At 47.8% G+C, this 15,620-nt stretch carries 9 protein-coding genes; 8 read left to right on the top strand and 1 reads right to left on the bottom strand.

The features are described 5' to 3' along the window. The first annotated feature begins 87 nt into the window (after nt 1-87). Nucleotides 88-1,056: a DUF3187 family protein gene (locus tag D1Z90_RS04485; RefSeq protein ID WP_158587053.1), complete on the top strand. Its 969-nt coding sequence runs from the start codon at nt 88-90 to the stop codon at nt 1,054-1,056. Nucleotides 1,057-1,149: 93 nt separating this feature from the next. On the opposite strand, the gene D1Z90_RS04480 is transcribed toward D1Z90_RS04485, so the two are convergent. Next, nucleotides 1,150-4,557, bottom strand: coding sequence for a transporter substrate-binding domain-containing protein (locus D1Z90_RS04480; RefSeq protein ID WP_147378729.1), 3,408 nt, complete (start codon nt 4,555-4,557; stop codon nt 1,150-1,152). A gap of 292 nt (nt 4,558-4,849) precedes the next feature. Between D1Z90_RS04480 and D1Z90_RS04475 the strand changes: the two genes are divergently transcribed. The 7 genes from D1Z90_RS04475 to D1Z90_RS04445 all read left to right on the top strand — a co-directional run bounded on the left by D1Z90_RS04475 (nt 4,850) and on the right by D1Z90_RS04445 (nt 15,582). Continuing rightward, nucleotides 4,850-5,935: an efflux RND transporter periplasmic adaptor subunit gene (locus D1Z90_RS04475; protein ID WP_119909551.1), complete on the top strand. Its 1,086-nt coding sequence runs from the start codon at nt 4,850-4,852 to the stop codon at nt 5,933-5,935. A gap of 9 nt (nt 5,936-5,944) precedes the next feature. After that, nucleotides 5,945-9,028: an efflux RND transporter permease subunit gene (locus D1Z90_RS04470; RefSeq protein ID WP_119909550.1), complete on the top strand. Its 3,084-nt coding sequence runs from the start codon at nt 5,945-5,947 to the stop codon at nt 9,026-9,028. Then, nucleotides 9,028-10,509, top strand: coding sequence for an efflux transporter outer membrane subunit (locus D1Z90_RS04465; RefSeq protein WP_119909549.1), 1,482 nt, complete (start codon nt 9,028-9,030; stop codon nt 10,507-10,509). The genes D1Z90_RS04470 and D1Z90_RS04465 overlap by 1 nt, the downstream gene beginning before the upstream one ends. A gap of 109 nt (nt 10,510-10,618) precedes the next feature. Then, the gene (gltS, locus tag D1Z90_RS04460) at nt 10,619-11,797 is read left to right on the top strand and encodes a sodium/glutamate symporter (protein WP_119909548.1); all 1,179 of its coding nucleotides are present in this window, start codon (nt 10,619-10,621) and stop codon (nt 11,795-11,797) included. Nucleotides 11,798-11,835: 38 nt separating this feature from the next. Then, on the top strand, nt 11,836-13,149 hold the full coding sequence (locus D1Z90_RS04455; RefSeq protein ID WP_119909547.1) for a patatin-like phospholipase family protein: 1,314 nt from the start codon (nt 11,836-11,838) through the stop codon (nt 13,147-13,149). Between the two features lie 295 nt (nt 13,150-13,444). After that, nucleotides 13,445-14,926 carry an ethylbenzene dehydrogenase-related protein gene (locus D1Z90_RS04450; protein WP_198419050.1) on the top strand — a complete coding sequence of 494 codons (1,482 nt, stop codon included), beginning with the start codon at nt 13,445-13,447 and terminating at the stop codon, nt 14,924-14,926. Continuing rightward, complete coding sequence (locus tag D1Z90_RS04445) at nt 14,923-15,582, top strand: Lcl C-terminal domain-containing protein (protein ID WP_119909545.1); 660 nt, start codon at nt 14,923-14,925, stop codon at nt 15,580-15,582. Before D1Z90_RS04450 ends, D1Z90_RS04445 begins: the two co-directional genes overlap by 4 nt. Nucleotides 15,583-15,620: the final 38 nt, after the last annotated feature.

The raw sequence follows: 15,620 nt of genomic DNA, 5'->3' as shown, positions 1-15,620 counted from the left end.
ATCATTTCGCCCCAATCAAAATAAGATTTCCTATATCAACTAAAGCCAATGAGATTGAACCCAAGACGTTCAATAAGGAAATACGCCATGAATACTCGCCCTTTTATTCGTTTAAGCCAATACCTTGCGGTTACCGCGTTATCAGCAATGTCAGGACTCGCTCAAGCCAACCTTATGCCACTGCGAACCTACGCGGCTTCACCCTACCAATCCTTATCGTTTACACCGCAACTGCGCAGCGCGTTTCACGACCAAGGCCACGAAGTGTTTGCCGGCATCGCAGCAGGCAGTGTATGGGCACAAAGCGCAGAATTTGAACTTGATTATTATCAAAACCAAGCCTTTGTTGGCGTCAACTACCAGATAAACGACAAACTCTCAGCTGAAGTCATGTATCGCTATGCTTGGGCTGGCGATAACAAATTAGACGGCCTCACCAAAGATTTTCACGACTTAGTAGGAATGGGCCAAAATGGCCGCGATGAAGTCAGCGACCACCGCTTTAGCATGGCTTCACACGCATACGGTATGGAACTGCCGGATTTCGAAAATGACACCATGAGCAGTGAGTTTCATGGTTACCTGCAATACCAACTTTATGCCAGTGAGCGACACGCTTGGGCCATAGGTGGCAGTTTGTATTACAATGACGTACCCAGCGGTACTTTCAAACGCAGCAGTTTTGAGCAAGGCGTACAGCTGAACTACTCATTTCGTCATCGCGCTCATGGCGTATTCAGCTCTCTTGGTTATAGTCACAGAAACGACGGCGCTATCGTATTTGACGCCCCCATCAACAAACACTCTTGGAGCTTCGCCGCAGGTTACGGTTATCAGTTTAACGAGCGCCACGGCGTAATTTTGCAATACCATGTATACGAAGGAGTATTAGATGATAACAGCGCATTTGGTGATGCCACCCAAGAAGTAGTGGCTGGGTATCGTTACCGTCGTAACCAATTTGCACTGGAACTTTCTATGACAGAAAACATCGTCAATATGGATAACAGCACAGATATTTATTTCGCGACTACACTGCGTTATTTCTGGGACTGAGCCGGCGTTTACACCAGCATTTACCAGCTTAGCTTTGGTTGGTGTTCATCGCCTGGCTCTATACCAAGGCCAGGCGATGCTTTTAAGCCAGCTTTAATCTGCTTGTTGGCTTTGCTCAAGGGGCACTTGCAGCTCTATGGTGGTGCCTTTGTTCTCCACAGAAACGATTTCAAGCTCAGCATTAATCAACCTAGCCCGCTCCATCATGCTCTGTAAGCCTAGTCCTGGTGAACGTTTGGCCTCTACCACGTCAAACCCCATGCCATCATCTTGCACTTGTAAGATCAATAAATCCTTCACCAGATTAATGCTGACCACGGCTTTGGAAGCTTCTGAGTATTTAGCGATATTTCGCAACCCCTCTTGGACAATACGAAACAGCACTAACGCCACGTCTTTGTCGGCCTGAAATCCTTTGGCTGAGTGGAAAAAATCCACGCGGATCTGCTCACGCTTTTGAAAATTATCTATTTCAGAGCGCAGCGCGTCAATTAAACCTAAGTCGTCTAGAATGGACGGATGTAACCGCCGCGACAAACTGTGGGTATCTTCGGCTATGCGCACCAGGTCTTGTTTGATTTTCTGCAACGTGCCTTTCACGCTATCGTCTTCTACCTTGTGCAACAAGGTGCCCGCGTCAATCGCAATCACCGCTAACCGCTGGCTTAGATCATCGTGCAAGTCACGCGCGACCCGCTTACGCTCTTCCTCTTGCACACTGAGTAACTTAGACGTGAGATTACGCAATTCAGCTTGGTTTTCTAATACTTCCGCCTCACTGGCTTTAAATAAGCTGATATCTTGAATGGTCGCAGCCCCAGACACTAATTTACCTTGCGGGTCAAAGCTTAACTCGGCAATTTCATTGAGCCATTTTTCGCCAGTTCCGGTAATAAGACGGTACTCTTGATTGAGCAGGCCGGTATTCAAAGCTTGATTAAGTGCCTGCACATAGTCGGCACGATCTTGCTCGGCAATCATTTGCACGTATTGGGTACGCGACAAGGTCTTACCTTTCGCCACACCCAGCATTTTGGCGGCTTCAGAAGAGAGTTCAAGTAGCATGTTTTCTTGGTTAATAGCAAAACTGCCTAGCTTGGCAACCCGCTGGGCATTTTTCAGGTTGTCACTGGTACGCTTTAATACCTGCAAAGTTTGACGGCGTTTAAAGTAGCTAAATAGCAACACCGTGGTTAACAAGATAACGGCAGTCCCAATCACCCAAGAAAGAATGCTCAGCCAGTCTTTTTTCTCCACCACACGTAAATGACTCCACTTATCGATGATCAACGTCATTTGTTGATCACTGATACTGGCCAATGTTTTATTCAACAAACTCACCAGCTCAGGCTTTGAAGGGTGCACGCCGATAGCTATCTCTAACTTGTAAGGCGTAGGCGCGACTTCGACGATGCCTTCAAGATCCAACAAGGTGGTTTGATACTCAATGGTCAGCGGATTCTCAATAATAACGTCCACCTCCCCTTCTGCTAACGCCAGTATTTTGTCTTGCAAGTTGCCGTAGCTTATCAACCTCAAGTGGGGGTAGTCCGTTTGCAGTTGCTCGGCTATACCACTGCCTTTGGTCATACCGATACGCAAGTTCTTCATATCGGTGAGGTCATCAACAATAGGCTTATCTAACATGCCAAATACAGCAAAGTTAATATCAATAATGGGATCAGTGAAAAGCATGTGCTTTTTACGCTCAGGCGTGACATCCATGGTAGGAATGAAATCAACGCTGCCATCAATCAGAGCATTCAGGGTATTGGGCCAAGAGTTATACTTAACCAAATGAATATCAATGTCGTATTGCTGTTGGAAACGGCGCAAAATATCGTAAGCGATACCACCTAGCTCCTCGTCATCGGTAATAAAGCCAAACGGGGCCGCCTTTAACGGTGAACTGAACGCCAAACGACGGTTATTACGGATCCACGCTTCTTCTTCTTTGGTCAGCGACTCTATCACCAGTCGCTCACGAGAAACGCGGGTTAACCATTTGTCTTTAAGTTGCTTTAATTCATTTGGCGTCACCGACAAAATGGCTTTATCAATGATAGCTGTCAGAATCGGCCAGTCGCTGCGCACCGCCATTTTCACGGCTTGGGTTTTTGATAACGCTTCAATGCCCAAGTGGCCAGTAACCGCTAAGTTAGACAGGAAGTTTTGGTATATGTAGGTATCGCAAGTCGTTGCACCGCAAAGGTAATAGTCGGCGTCTCCTTTCAGCACGGCATTTAAGCCTTCGCCGGTTGAGTCCACCAGCAAAAGTTGCTGCTCTGGGTAGTGCTCACTGATATAGCGCTGCTCTATGTAGTCTCGAGTCACCGCTAAGGTTAACCCTTTTAATTGCTCGATAGACGAGATTTCTTGTTGCTCTTCGCGGCTATAAAGCACCATAGGAGAGCTAGTCAGGTAACTGGTAGAAAAGGTCATAAACTGAGCTAAGTCTTCCCGTCGGCGCACCATGTGCAGTATGTCCAAGTGACGCCCTTGCGCCATTAATACATGCTCGGTCCATTCATGGCCCTTGACCACCTCAAACTTCAAACCCGTTTTTTTACTCAGTAGCTGAATATAGTCCATCGTAAAGCCGACAACCTTGCCATCTTTCTCAAAGCTAAACGGATCCAAATCTGTGTACGCTGGGATCTTTATCGGCGGCGCACTGGCTATCCAAGTGAGCTCTTCATCCGTCAGCGAAAGGCCATTAAAGTTGGCTTTTAAGCGCCACTTGTCTTGCAGCTTGGTGACTTCTCCTGGGCTGATTTGCTCCCTTGCAGTTTCAAGCCGGTCAATCAAGGCTGCTGGCAAGGCGTTGTTATAAAGAATATGAATCGGTAGAAACAGGTCTTTAACGTAACCAGGAGCGGGCTCAATCACTATATTAGAGAAAAAGCCACGACCTAAAGCATCTTGGCCAACCGCAAGATCTGCAAACGCAATATCAGCCTGACCACTGGCCACCGCCACGATAGAATCAGAGACGTTTAAGGTTTCATATATTTTGATCTCAGGGTAGCGCTGCTGGAGTAAACGCGTAGTTTGATAGTCTTTCGGAGAAGCCACCACCCAGTTGGCTATGGTGTCTAAATTAAATTGTCCCTGTTTGGCTTCATTTTTAAAAGCTGTGATGTAACGCGGTAAAATTTCTTTACCAAAGACAAAGTTATCTCGGTATTTATCAACCTTGGCGCCATAGGTTATCAGGTCATGTTCACCGCTTTGGGCGGCCTGTAATAACGCGGCGCGATCTTTTACCAGATGCCAGTTTATCGATATATCGGCCTGTTTTGCCACCAGCTCCATGTAATCAACCAAGTAACCGCTTGGCTGGCCATTCTCAACCAATTCAAACGGTGCCCAGCCTTTTTTGGCCACGCCAATATTTAAGTTGTCACGCTCAGCTGCTTGAGTGGGTAAAGCCAACCAAAAAGTCAATATGAGCCAGCTATATATCAAGCTAACAGCTTTGCCATGCATTCCAAATTTCAACCTCGTACTCCTTGATTGCTTTCACTGATCAGCCAAAGCAAGCATAACACCTTGAAATATTAAAGGTGAAGATACCGCCTTCTCAGTTTAGCCGAGCCATCACTTTGGCAAAGCATCGAACTAGTAAATTTTCTAGCCCTTACTAGTAACTCCCCCAGTTACCAATCAATGGCCTCAAGTCGATAATGAAAACATCAAATAAAAGCCTTCCATGATTGCTTAACAGACAATTTTAAAAGGCACTTTTTAGTTTTAACACTATCACTCGCAATACGTGAAAGAGGTCAACATTATGAACAACCCTACTCAACTCAGTATCCTCGCTATCACACTCACGGTCGCGTTGACAGGATGCACAGATAGTCAGGTCCAAGCTGTCGATAAAAGTCCTCGTCCAGTTAACGTGATTGAACTCGGTGACCATAAAGCCAAATACCAGCAATACTTCGCGGGTAGCCTGCAATCAGCCGCCAAAGCCGAAGTGGCATTTCGCGTGCCGGGCACCATAGAAACCGTATTTGTCGCCCCTGGCGATCACGTGATTAAAGGCCAAATATTAGCCCAGCTTGATCCACACGATTACCAAGTGGCTTTACTTGAACTGCAAGCCCGCTTAGCTGAAGCAGAATCTAGTCACAAACTGGCCGAGTCAGAGCTGCGCCGTGTTAAACAAGCCATCTCAGAAAATGCCATTGCAACGGTCAACTTAGATCGTGCTCGCAGTGCCTATGAGCGCACCAAAGCGGCCATCAGCATAGTGCAACAAAACATTACCAAAGCCGAAGACGCTATTCGTTACACCACCTTACGAGCGCCATTTGATGGTGTTATTGGCGCGCAGCACGCCGAACAATTTGAGCAAGTATTGCCTGGCGTGCCGGTTTTTAAAGTTCATCGCCCGGACGAACTAGAAGCCGTGATTGATGTTCCTGAAAGTTTGATTCAACACTTTCACCAAGGCCAAGCGGCGGAAATTTTCTGGCATGGCAAAACCGATAAGCTGACCGCCGTAGCCAAAGAGGTGGGCACAGTGCCACACGCGATTAAGCAAACTTACACCGTCACTTTCACCCTAACCCAAACAGATGAAAGAGCATTACCCGGCAAGTCTGTCATTGTAGAAGCAGATTTTGGCAGCGCCGCAAACGTTTTTTGCTTGCCATATTCCACCGTGTTTAAGCGTGAAGGACAGCACTATGTCTATGGCGTAACACAACAACAAGCCATCCCACACGCAGTGAACGTCAGTAAGATGCTCGACGACGAAATCTGTGTCAGCGGTGAGTTACAACAAGGTGACATTATCATCACCTCAGGCGTGGGTTTTCTGAAACCAGAACAAGCTGTTGGCGAACTTATCTTCGCTGATAAGCAATAGGAGGCGGCCATGAATATCGCAGAATTCGCCCTAAGACAACGCACTTTTGTCGGTTTCTTTACCGTCTTATGTGTGATTGCAGGCATCGCATCTTACTTCAACTTAGGTAAGTTAGAAGACCCTACTTTTACCGTTAAAAGCGCGGTTGTGGTCACCCTTTACCCTGGCGCCTCTGCCAAAGAAGTGGAGCAACAAGTCACAGATAAAGTCGAAACCAAACTACAAGAAATGGCCTCACTTGATGAGCTACGCTCTTTGTCGAAGCCAGGTATGTCAATGATTTTTGTTGACTTAGTGGAGACCACACAGTCAAGTGAACTGCCACAAGAGTGGGATTTACTGCGTCGTAAAATTGCTGACGTCAAACTGCAACTGCCCACCACGGCGCAAATCAGCATAGTGCAAGACGAGTTCTCAGAAGTCTACGGCATGCTGTTTGCGATTACGGGTGAAGGCATCCCCATGGCAGAGCTTAAAGACCACGCCCAAGAGCTACAGCGTCGCCTAAAAGCGGTTAAAGGCATCAAAAAGATTGAGCTGCACGGCGTGCAACAACAAGTGGTCAACATTGACTTACCTGAAGAGCGCTTAGCCCAATACAAGCTGTCAGCTGGGCAAGTCATCAGCCAGCTAAACAGCCAAAACGCCATTTATGATGCGGGTAGGTTTAAAGCCGGTATTGAGCGCGTTCGCATTGAGCAAAGCAGCGCATTTCAATCTGTTGCCGACATCAGCAACTTTATGATTAAAGGCGGCGTCGGTGATGTAAGCACGGGCTTGATTCGGTTAGGCGATATCGCCGACATCTCTATGGGTTATCAAGAGCCACCTCTGAGCATCAGCCGTTACAATGGTAAAAATGCCATCACCATCGCGGTTAGCCCAGTAAGCGGCGTCAACGTGGTGTCCCTTGGCGACCAACTGCGTCAAACCATCAGCGACTTTAAACAAACTGCGCCCATCGGCGTAGAGGTAGAAGACATCGCCTTTCAGCCAGATGAAGTCACAAAATCCATCAACAACTTTGTGTCTAACCTGCTTGAAAGTGTGTTGATAGTAGTGGTCGTATTATGGGTGTTTATGGGCATTAAGAGTGCGCTGATTGTCGGCTCAAGCTTACTGATAACCATTTTATGCACCTTGGTTTACATGAACTTCAATAACATTGACCTGCAACGTGTATCTCTGGGCAGCTTTATCCTGGCGCTGGGCATGTTGGTGGACAACGCCATCGTCATTGTTGACCTGTTCATCGTAAAAATTAACAAAGGCATAGAGCGCACCAAAGCCGGTATCGAAGCGGTAAAAGAAACCGCAATTCCATTATTTGCCGCGACTATTATCGCCATGATGGGTACGCTGCCAGTATTGATTTCAAATACCGACGCATCTGAGTTCTCGTTGTCAGTACCACAAATCATGATGTCTTCGCTGCTACTGTCTTGGTTAGTCGCCGTCACCGTCACTGTATTGATGTGTTGGTTATGGCTTAAGCCAGATACCAATGGTGCAAATAAAGCCCCAACCAAGTTTGAACGTGGCTATCGCCAAGCAGTCAACTGGATGGTCGACAATCCGAAAAAAGGTTTGTCTGCCGTTATCCCACTGATTGCTATCACCATCTTATTAATTCCTATGGTGCGTGTGGTATTTATGCCATCGTCAGACCGTGCCATTGTATTCTTGGATTACTGGCTACCTAATGGCGCTCAAATTGAGCAAACCTCTGCCGACATGAAGAAGATTGAAACCTGGTTATTACAACAACCAGAAGTAAAGAACTTCTCAAGTTATGTGGGCGCAAGCGCACCTCGCTTCTCGGTAACGGTTGAGCCAGAGCCTCTCGACCCTGCATATGGTCAAATCTTGATTAACACGGTGGATTACGCCGCGATTCAAGAACTGGTTAAACGCGGTGACGTTTGGTTAAAGCAGCAGTTTCCTCACGCCGAACCACGCTTTCGTGCTCTGAAACTGGCCACCTCTGATAAGTTCAGTATCGAAGCCCGTTTCAGTGGTCCAGATCCTGTGGTCTTACGCCAGCTCTCACAGCAAGCTCAAGCCATCTTGGCACAAAATCCCAATGCGAAGTACATTCGCGACGACTGGCGCCAACAGAGTAAAGTGGTGAAGCCAATCATCAACGAAGACCAAGCAAGACGCGCCGGTATTAACCGTACCGACATTGCGCTGGCACTTAAACGTGCTTCAGAAGGCTTCCCGTTAAGCCAAATGAAGCGAGGTGATGAAATCATCCCCATTCAGGTACGCGGCATCGACGTTACCTTAGGCGACTTAGATAGCTTACCAGTGCAGTCGCTACTAGGTATTCACTCAGTACCGCTAGGCCAGCTTGTTGACGGCTTCGAATTTGATACTGAAGAATCGATGATTTGGCGTCGTGACAGAGTGCCAACCATTACAGTACAAGCCGGGGTTGAAGGCACCACGGTAGCACTGGCAAGAGAACACAGCCGTGAAGCCATCGAAGCCATTGAGCTGCCTTACGGTTACAGCTTGAAATGGGGCGGTGAGTACTACGATGAGAACAAAGCCATTGTTGATACTTTATCCAAGCTGCCCCACGCACTATTAGTGATGCTGATTATCATGGTGTTGATGTTCAACGGCTTTAAACAGCCAGCCATTATCTTTGGCACCTTACCATTGGCCTTTACTGGGGTGGTTGCCATGCTACTACTGACCGACAAAGCCTTTGGATTTATGGCGCTGGTTGGGGTGATTTGTCTGTCAGGCATGATCATCAAAAACGGCATCGTGTTAATGGACCAAATTGAATTAGAACGTCGCAACGGCATGAGCCTATCTGACGCCATCAAAGAAGCCACCATGAATCGCACCATGGCCATCTCAATGGGCGCGCTAACGACTATGCTAGGTATGATACCACTACTAACAGATTTGTTATTTGACCAAATGGCAGCAACCATTATTGGTGGCCTAGCAGCAGCTACTTTCTTGTCGCTCTTCGTTATGCCTGCGTTATACAAACTGGCTTATCAAAAACAAGAGCAACAACAAAATTCAGAGGCGATGCCTGCACCAGCAGCAAGCGCAGAGGAGAACGCATAATGAAATTCCCTAAACTGACACCCATCTTGTTCTCTTTGGCCCTAGCAGGTTGTGCCGTAGGCCCTGAGTACCAAGCACCGCAAGATGCGGTTGGTAACGAGTTTTTATACTCAACCGTGGCCGGCACCCAAGCTAGCCAACAAACGGTGCAATCACAATGGTGGTTAGCGTTTAACGACGCCAAACTTAACCAACTGGTTGAACAAGCGCAGCGCCAAAATATCTCATTGAAGATTGCGGCAGAGCGCATTAAGGCAGCGCAAGCTTACCAACAAGCGATAGAGTCTTTCAAAGTGCCTACTATCAGCTTAAATGCCGGCGCCACCAGCTATCAAATCAGTGAAAACGACCCGTTAGCGGGTCCACTGGTCACCCCTGGTGCCCTTGGTGATTTAACCGGTGGCGGTGCCTTGATAGACAACCAATACGACTTCACTACGGTGAATGCCAACATCTCATGGGAAGTGGACGTTTTTAACCGTCTTGGTTATCAAGCCGAGTCAGCTGAAATTCGAGCTCAACAAGCGGCCATCATGAAAGATGCCATGGTCACCTTAATAACCTCTGACGTGATCCATAACTACTTGCAATATCGCGGCGCAGAAAAACGCAAAGCCATTGCGCAGGAAACAATAGAGTCACAGCAGCAAACTTTAAAGTTGGTCAAGAGCGTGGTGAAAAGTGGCTATGGCTCTGAGCTAGATTTAGCTCAAGCCAAAGCGGCATTGTCTGTTACCAAATCTGTGATACCACAATTGGACATAGCCCAAAACGTGCATAAGCAAAGACTGGCGATTCTATTAGGCCGCAATGCTGCCGACATGAATAGCTTACTCGCTGGCAAAGGTGAACTGCCCGATTTCAGTGGTCTAGTACCTGTAGGCATGCCTTCAGAGGTGCTCAAGAACCGCCCAGACATTCAAATTGCTGAACGCGAAATGGCAGCCATCAACGCCGATGTGGGCGCAGCCATTGCCAATAAATACCCTAAGTTTTACCTCACAGGGTCACCGGGCGTGCTGGCGGGCGATTTCAGCGACTTGTTTAGCAGTGACTCCGCCGCTTGGTTGGCAAGCGTGGGCGTAAGCTGGACGGTATTTGACGGCGGCCGGTCAGAAGCCATGGTCGAACTGCAAGAAAGCCGCTTTCAAGCTGCCGCATTAAGCTATGAACAGTCGGTCAACAATGCCATCAACGAAGTGGAAACCTTGCTTTACGCCTACGGCAGCAGTCAAGAGTTAGAAACACTCACCGCGGATACTCGTACCCAAGCGGATAAAGCATACGACAAGGCCAGCTCTTTATATCGCGCCGGCCTAGCCGATTACATGGCAGTGCTAGACGCGCAGCGCCAGCAAAACATAGTCAAAGACCGTGAAGTTGCAGCCAATTTGCAAACCTCACAAGTCATCATTGGCTTGCATAAAGCGTTAGGCGGTAACTGGGAAGTCGCACCTTCTACAAGTACCAGCGGCAAGTAACCATAAACTGACGCCCGCTGAGCGGGCGTTCACTTCCATTTAAACAGAGGAAGCAACGCATGGAATTTCAAGATAACATCCTTTATCTCGAGTCTTTTTTGCCGTGACCATGGGCATCATCGTCTTGTTTATTGGGCGTCGCCTCAATCAAGTTATCGGCTTTTTAAAAGAGTTCAGTATCCCTGAGCCCGTCTCGGGTGGTATTTTAGTCTCGGGCTTATTGGCTTTGCTGTTTGCCTTTACCGCCATTGAAGTGCAATTTGACCTCACCGCACGTGATGCGTTGCTGGTGTATTTTTTCACCACTATAGGTGTCAACGCTAGCTTAAAAGATCTGCTCAAAGGCGGTAAGCCATTGGTGATTTTATTGGCTATCACCATTTTCTTTATGGTGATGCAAAACGTAGTCGGCGTATCAGTCGCTTCATTATTTGGTTTAGAGCCAGTGTTTGGCCTGCTCAGTGGCAGCATCTCTTTGATTGGTGGCCATGGCACCGCCATCGCTTGGGCGCCTAAGGTGGCCGAAGAGTTTGGCTTAGAAAGCGCCATGGAAATAGGCATTGCCAGCGCCACATTCGGTTTGATCTTAGCCAGCTTAATGGGTGGCCCCATCGCCAAATATTTGATCAAAAAACACAAGTTAAGCTCAGGTCAAAATCAAACAGGCTTAGGTCAAGGCCAAACGGAAGATCGCAAGGGCAAAGCAGCGATGACCTCGTTTGAATTTCTAGACGCAGTATTAGCCATTCATATTTGTATCATCGTCGGCGTGATGCTCGATGAAGCTATCGCTCAAACAGGCTTACAGCTGCCGCTATTTGTGTCTTGTTTATTTGCCGGTATCGTCATTACCAACTTAGTACCCAATACTTACCCACGAATATCTGGTACCAAGTGGCCCACTCGCACAGCAGCCGTTTCCTTAATTGCCGACATTGCGTTAAGCACCTTTTTGGTGATGTCGCTAATGAGTATGCAGTTGTGGACCTTGATTGATTTAGCCGGCCCCATCTTTGCCATCTTAGCGATGCAATTATTGCTGGCTGTGCTGATTAACATCTTTGTGGTGTTTCCGGCCATGGGTAAAACTTATGACGCGGCGGTCGTATGCGCGGGCTTTGGCGGCATCTCTCTAGGCTCAACCCCCACCGCCATGGCAAACATGTCTGCGGTCAGTAATAAATACGGCTATTCCGCTCAAGCATTTATTATTGTACCTTTAGTGTGCGCCTTTTTTATTGACTTGGCTAATGCCTTAATTATCCCGTATTTCATGAGCTTATTTTAAATAGTTCATCACGGCTGAGTGCCTTTGAGGAGTCTGTTATGTTAAAACCCCTTGCTATCTTGTCTTTAGCTGGCGTCTTGCTAACAGGCTGCTCGGCCATCAATAAACCTGAAAATAGCGAGCAAGCTGTCACCCCTAGTGACAGCCATTATTCGGTGAAACGCATCATAGGCAAAAGCAATAACGACGTCAGCATCATCTTAAGTTTTTCTGGTGGCGGCACCCGCGCTGCTGCTTTATCTTATGGTGTGCTGGAAGAGTTGCACCAAACCCCAGTCACCATCAATCAAGAGCAGCAAGCTTTGGTCAGCGAAGTCGATGTGATCAGCTCTGTCTCTGGAGGCAGTTTCACCTCTGCGTATTACGGCCTGTATCAAGACAAAATTTTTACCGATTACAAACAAGACTTTCTATATCAAGACGTGCGTGACGCTTTAATGGGGCGACTAATGAACCCAGCCAGTTGGTTCAGTGGCTTAGGGCGTACCGGCGCCGCCAAGCAGTATTACAATGAGCAGCTGTTTGGCGATGCAACCTTTGCTGATATCGACCTTAGCCAGTCTCCTTACATTATTATTAATGCTTCTGACATTACCACGGGCCTGAGATTTTCGTTTATTCAGGAGTACTTTAATTTATTGTGCTCAGACATTAACGATTACCCTATTGCCAATGCTGTGGCGGCATCAGCTGCGGTGCCTGTGTTATTTGAGCCCATAGTGCTCAATAACTACGACACTTGTCAGCGCCAAAGCGCTGCAAACCAATCACAAAGCTTGTCGTATCGCAGTCAACAAACCATGTTAGAAATCAACGAGTACGAAAATAAACAGAAAAACCAATATATTCATTTGGTTGATGGCGGTATCACGGACAACTTAGGCTTGCTGGCGATTTACGACATGATGGAGCTAGGGCAATTACACAAACACGTGCAAATTGATCGCCCTAAATCAGAGCATCATGTGGTGGTGATTTCGGTGGACGCCTCAACCACTCCAGAGCACGGTATTGGCCAAAGTGCCAGTCTGCCCTCATTAGAGCAAACCCTCAACTCCGTTACTGACATTCAGCTGCACCGTTATAATGACGCCACCAAAGAGCTATTTGAAAAGTCGATGCAGCGCTGGGCCCAAGACGCATCAAATGAGCAAGTCACCGTGGTGCCGCACTTTATTCAAGTCAGCTTTGCCAATACCCAAGATCCTAGCAAAAGGCACAAGTTCAATCAGGTGCCAACCGACTTAGTATTAGATAAGGCCATCATTGATGACATTATTGCGGAAGGCCGGCAACAGCTAAAAACGAACCCTAAATATCAAATGTTACTTCGCCAGCTGAATCATCAATAACTTAGCCTAACTTACTTGGTATTATTGCGGGGAAAGCTTGTCGCCCTCGCTAATTATCGAATTAATCCATTACCGTCTTAAATCTGTCAAGAAGCTGTCAATTTCTCGCCGTATATTCTGCCGCTAACTTCATTTGGAGAGCGTAACGGTGACAAGAAAAAGCAGAAACGTCTTTTTAATTATCCACTTAGTTGCCATTTTTGCCGCCACTGCCGCGCTTCTGACTGGGCTAAGGATAGCGAGCCTAAGTCACACTTATCTGCACTGGCTCTCGCCGGTTTTGCCACAAGGCAATATGCATAAATGGCACCTACTGGCCACAACTTGTTTTATGGTATGCGTGCTTGCTTACTTCATCTTTCGCCTGTATCAAGCCAAAGTGACGCACTCAAAAGCCATGCGCCAACCCCTTGCAGGCTTTAAAAAATACCACTTATGGGTCAACCGCTTTGGTTATATTACCGTGCTAGGCTTAATCTGCTCCGGGCCGTTGCTCTGGCTACAAATGTGGCCCGTCACCATGGCGCAAATACATTACTACGCGGCGTTGAGCTTATTGCTGTATTTACTCTTGCACAGCTACGTATACGTGCTGCAATACGGTCGTTTATTGATTCAGCGCTTACTCACTCCCTTAGTTCAGCCTCACAGCCAGCGCGCCACAGCGATGGCCTTGTTACTGTTAGCAATCACCAGCACCGGCTTGTATCAACTCGTCACTGCTAACAATAGCCAAGAGTTAAAACTACTGGCGTTAACCAACACCACCCCAGTGCACATTGATGGCCAGGCCAACGAAGATTTTTGGCAACACGCGCCCAGCATCACCATACATACCAGTGGCGGTGCCAACTTTATTGATGGCAGCACGAATGTCACCATTAAAGCGGCCGCCAATGCTAACGAAAGCTACTTCTTGTTTCGCTGGTTTGACCCCACTCAAAGCTTGCAACACCTGCCACTGGTGAAAACACCGCAAGGTTGGAAAGTACAACAAAATGGCTTTTATCACTTTGACGAAACCGAGTTTTATGAAGACAAGTTTGCGGTGCTGTTATCCAAGCAATGTGGTCATGGCGGTGACAACACCACCCATTTAGGCCTCCAACCATTTGCGGACAAACCCGCGAACTGGCACGGCAAAGGCTACCACGCAAGCCTAGATGGCAAGGTGCGAGATTTGTGGCATTGGAAAGCCGTGCGCACGGATCATAAACGCCAAGCTGACGACAATCACTTTGGTCCTTTGTTACAAATGCGCAGTGGTGAACGTCGTTACACTGCCGGCTATCATGCCGACGGCAAAGAAAGCGGCGGATATGTGATGAACTGGCAATGGTACTCTCCTAGCACTGTCACCCCCAAGCGATTGCCGAATCCTGATTACTTAACCCAGCCTCACCATGCGGCATTTTTACCATGGTTTGACAGCCAACCGTACCAGCCAGAGTTGGATCATTTCCCGCTAGGGACACAACTGCCCTCGGTGTTATATCGCTCCAACCAATTTGAAGGGGACAGAGGCCATGTTGCAGCTAAAGGCCAATGGCAACAAGGCTACTGGACCTTAGAAATAGCCAGGAAACACAACACAGGCTCAGCCCATGATGTGGAATTAGCCAACGGTACTTGCTTGTGGGTTTCTGCTTTTGATAGTTCACAAACCGCCCATACTCGCCACCAACGAGCAGTGCAACTGCATTACCCAGAGCAGCGCGATGCCGCCGGCGCAGTAGAGTTTGCCATGGCCACGACGCCGTCTAAGGAATGGCAATGAAACAGCGAGCTCTGTATTCCTTACTGATTCTGTTACTGTTTTCCTGCTTACTGGCATGGCTGCAGCCATCAACACCAGCGGTTAGTCAAGCCAGCCGCTGGCAAAAAATCAGCCCACAAGGGCAGCGGCTAACGCCTTGGCAAGGCCCTTGGGCATGCGTCTGGGACAAACAAAATAAGCGCTTATGGGAAGTAAAAACCGATAACGAAAACATCCATGACGGTTACTGGAGTTACTCGTGGTGGCAACAAACAGAAGCAGGACTGGAGCGGGGCGCAGCTAACCTGGGAGACTGTTACTTTGAGTCTACCCGCTGTGATAGCCAAGATTTGGTCCGCCGCGCCAATCAGCAACGACTTTGCAATGTCGCCGGTTGGCGTTTACCTCAAATAGAGGAGTTACAATCCCTATTGCAAAGTAATGACAGGGCGCAGCAGGCTAAAATGGCCGTGGATTACTTCCCTCATATTAAAGCCGGCGACTATTGGAGCGCCGATCACAGCCAAGCCCTTGCTGGCGCTTACCAACACTTAGGCCAAGGGGCGTTAGCTATTAACTTCTATTCAGGTGATATCACTCCTTTACCTTATCGCAACGCAGCTTTTGTATTACTGGTATCAGACCAAGCTCCCGCAGGAGTTGAAATGACTCAGTGATGCACTTTCTCAGCTGATGTAATGAAATACTTGCCGTC

The sequence above is a fragment of the Motilimonas pumila genome (genome assembly GCF_003596335.1).
GTDB classification, from domain to species: Bacteria; Pseudomonadota; Gammaproteobacteria; order Enterobacterales; family CBDFNC01; genus Motilimonas; species Motilimonas pumila.
This window is presented reverse-complemented; position numbering and strand designations above follow the sequence as displayed.

What these genes read in the sequence shown, in the direction of transcription:
- gltS (WP_119909548.1), top strand. Translation starts at nt 10,619, where the DNA reads ATGGGCATCATCGTCTTGTTTATTGGGCGTCGCCTCAATCAAGTTATC.
- D1Z90_RS04445 (WP_119909545.1), top strand. Translation starts at nt 14,923, where the DNA reads ATGAAACAGCGAGCTCTGTATTCCTTACTGATTCTGTTACTGTTTTCC.
- D1Z90_RS04470 (WP_119909550.1), top strand. Translation starts at nt 5,945, where the DNA reads ATGAATATCGCAGAATTCGCCCTAAGACAACGCACTTTTGTCGGTTTC.
- D1Z90_RS04465 (WP_119909549.1), top strand. Translation starts at nt 9,028, where the DNA reads ATGAAATTCCCTAAACTGACACCCATCTTGTTCTCTTTGGCCCTAGCA.
- D1Z90_RS04455 (WP_119909547.1), top strand. Translation starts at nt 11,836, where the DNA reads ATGTTAAAACCCCTTGCTATCTTGTCTTTAGCTGGCGTCTTGCTAACA.
- D1Z90_RS04450 (WP_198419050.1), top strand. Translation starts at nt 13,445, where the DNA reads ATGCATAAATGGCACCTACTGGCCACAACTTGTTTTATGGTATGCGTG.
- D1Z90_RS04485 (WP_158587053.1), top strand. Translation starts at nt 88, where the DNA reads ATGAATACTCGCCCTTTTATTCGTTTAAGCCAATACCTTGCGGTTACC.
- D1Z90_RS04475 (WP_119909551.1), top strand. Translation starts at nt 4,850, where the DNA reads ATGAACAACCCTACTCAACTCAGTATCCTCGCTATCACACTCACGGTC.